The sequence below is a fragment of the Okeania sp. SIO2F5 genome (assembly GCF_010692685.1).
Taxonomy (GTDB): domain Bacteria; phylum Cyanobacteriota; class Cyanobacteriia; order Cyanobacteriales; family Microcoleaceae; genus Okeania; species Okeania hirsuta.
Genome location: NZ_JAAHGU010000292.1, coordinates 1 through 1,794, shown reverse-complemented (window position 1 = coordinate 1,794; position 1,794 = coordinate 1). Strand labels below are relative to the sequence as shown.

Sequence of the window (1,794 nt, the reverse complement as noted above, 5' to 3'; positions counted from 1 at the left end):
ACTGCTCCATGGCCTCTGGAGTCAGCCAAAAAGTGAGACTCCCTCGCTGCTTTAAGGAGGCATCATACTCAGACCAGTTTTTGAGTCGATACAAGGACTTGGAGTTGGATTTAGACTTACTCTTACTCATATCTGCTGAGTGTAGTTTCGTGTACCATCTTGACTTCTTTATTTTTACCCTAAACATCATCTTTTGTGCAACAAAGCCATTATTAATTGTTGAACTGCCTTCACAGATATTACTAAATAAATATCACCACCTCTTCAAGATCCGGATCACAGTACAAGCCCGAAAAATTACTGAAAATAAGAATATGTTGAGGAACAAACAAAGAACTCAACTATGTATTGTCAACATCTTACTTTTTTAGGGTCAGTCTAATCATGACTATTTCACAATTCATCAAAAAACTTTCAGCAACCTTTGCTGGAACAGCTTTCGCTGCTCTCAGTGGCATCACAGCAGCTCAGGCAATTTCCATAACTCCCACCAATAACGGCAATGATTTAGTTAATGAAATCTTAGGCAGTGGGATTACCATTGCACCAGATTCTATCAACTATATAGGTACAGGAGGTGCTTCAGGAATTTTCACCAATGGATTATCATCTGGTATTGGCATCGATAGCGGTATTATTCTGACTACAGGTACAGCTACGGATGCCGAAGGTCCGAATAGTTCAGATCACCAAACTACCGATAATGGATTGCCTGGAGATTCAGATTTGGATGGGTTGATTCCTGGATTCACTACCGAGGATGCAACAATTCTGGAATTTGACTTTGAAAGTGAAGGAGGAGACCTTTACTTCAATTATGTATTTGCCTCTGAAGAATATGTAGAATGGACAAACTCTGAATTCAATGATGTCTTCGGTTTCTTCCTAAATGGAACCAATATTGCTCTAATTCCTGGTACATCTACTCCAGTTGCCATCAATACAGTTAATGGAGGAAAACCTCTAGGAACTAAAGCGAGTAACCCGGAATTTTTCAATAACAATGACCCTAGTGAGGGGGGGCCATTTTTTGATATAGAATATGATGGTTTTACTAATCTATTTACTGCCCAAGCATTAGGACTGAGTGCTGGAAGTCATCGTATTAGATTAGCGATCGCTGATGCTGGTGATGCGAAACTCGATTCTGCTGTATTTATCCAGGCAAATAGTTTTTCAGATATACCTATTGATCCTCAATCAATTGAAAATGTTCCTGAACCTTCTGTATTAATTGGATTATTAGTAGTTGGTTTTGCTGGTTCGTGGCTCAAGAAAAATATCAACAAAATTTAATATTATGTTTGTTGAATAGTTACAGCATATTCGAGATTAATGTGCTATAATTAAATCGGTAAATATTTTTTGCTTGTTTAATATCTGGCCTCCCCACCTTCCCGGCCTCCCTACTCCCTACTCCCTAAAACCATCAATACAATATATTTACTTCGTGTCTGTAAGAAACTGTTAAGTCTTAGATGGCATTTTTATCGACATTTATGGACAACTGTTGACAAAATGTATAGGTATAACCGTCTTTTTTATATACAACTTTTAATTTGCTCACATGAACACTTTTTGCTTTCTGTCCTGGAACTGGGAAGTTAAAACTATTTAATTTTGAGCGAGGATTAACTCTACCTACTTCCTCAGTTTCAATGAAAGATACTATAGCAATGAGCGCTGGCATCTTTACATATTACATAAATATTGATAATGTAACATAAAAGTAACTGTATGAGCTGTATTTTTCATAAATTAGGCGATCGCTAAAGGTTAAAGTTTTAAGGATGC

General features: G+C 37.2%; 2 protein-coding genes. One reads left to right on the top strand and one right to left on the bottom strand.

The window, feature by feature from the left end; all coding sequences use genetic code 11:
• Positions 1-384 precede the first annotated feature (384 nt).
• Positions 385-1,296: a choice-of-anchor L family PEP-CTERM protein gene (locus F6K27_RS33035; protein WP_287280249.1), complete on the top strand. Its 912-nt coding sequence runs from the start codon at positions 385-387 to the stop codon at positions 1,294-1,296.
• A 178-nt stretch (positions 1,297-1,474) separates the two neighbouring features.
• On the opposite strand, the gene F6K27_RS33030 is transcribed toward F6K27_RS33035, so the two are convergent.
• On the bottom strand, positions 1,475-1,690 hold the full coding sequence (locus tag F6K27_RS33030) for a hypothetical protein (RefSeq protein WP_287280247.1): 216 nt from the start codon (positions 1,688-1,690) through the stop codon (positions 1,475-1,477).
• Between the last annotated feature and the right edge of the window lie 104 nt (positions 1,691-1,794).

What these genes read in the sequence shown, in the direction of transcription:
- F6K27_RS33035 (WP_287280249.1), top strand. Translation starts at nt 385, where the DNA reads ATGACTATTTCACAATTCATCAAAAAACTTTCAGCAACCTTTGCTGGA.
- F6K27_RS33030 (WP_287280247.1), bottom strand. Translation starts at nt 1,690, where the DNA reads ATGCCAGCGCTCATTGCTATAGTATCTTTCATTGAAACTGAGGAAGTA.